Below are 464 nucleotides of genomic sequence, written 5' to 3'. Positions count from 1 at the left end.
CCGCCCCGCCGGTGCCCGGCAGCGTCCCGGCACCGCCGCCGCCGCCCGCGGCCCCCGTCGCTGCCACGCCGGTGCGCGTGGACGGCACTGTCGAGCGTTTCATGCTCAACCCCAACGGCGACGTCGATGGCCTGTGGCTGATGGACGGCACCCAGGTGAGCTTCCCGCCGCACCTGTCGGCCGATCTGCAGGCCGCCGTACGTCGTGGCGATGCGATCTCGGTGCAGGGCTATCGCCTGGGCAGCCTGCCGCTGCTGCAGGCCAACACCATCACCGCGCGCCGCAGTGGCAAGCAGGTGGTCGACCGCCCGCCGAACCCGATGACGCCGCCGCCGGCGCCCCCGGCACCGCCGGCCCTGACCCCGCTGCAGGCCGATGGCCGCATCGAGCGGCTGGTCTATGGCCCGCGCGGCGACACCGCCGGCGTGCTGCTCAGCGACGGCACCGTGGTGCGCATGCCGCCG

The 464-nt window shown here is 75.6% G+C and carries 1 pseudogene; it reads left to right on the top strand.

The features are described from left to right. A pseudogene (locus tag D183_RS25920) lies at positions 1–464 on the top strand (hypothetical protein); the annotation flags it as partial.

It is taken from the genome of Xanthomonas sp. SHU 199, assembly GCF_000364665.1.
Classification (GTDB): domain Bacteria; phylum Pseudomonadota; class Gammaproteobacteria; order Xanthomonadales; family Xanthomonadaceae; genus Xanthomonas_A; species Xanthomonas_A sontii.
This window is presented reverse-complemented; position numbering and strand designations above follow the sequence as displayed.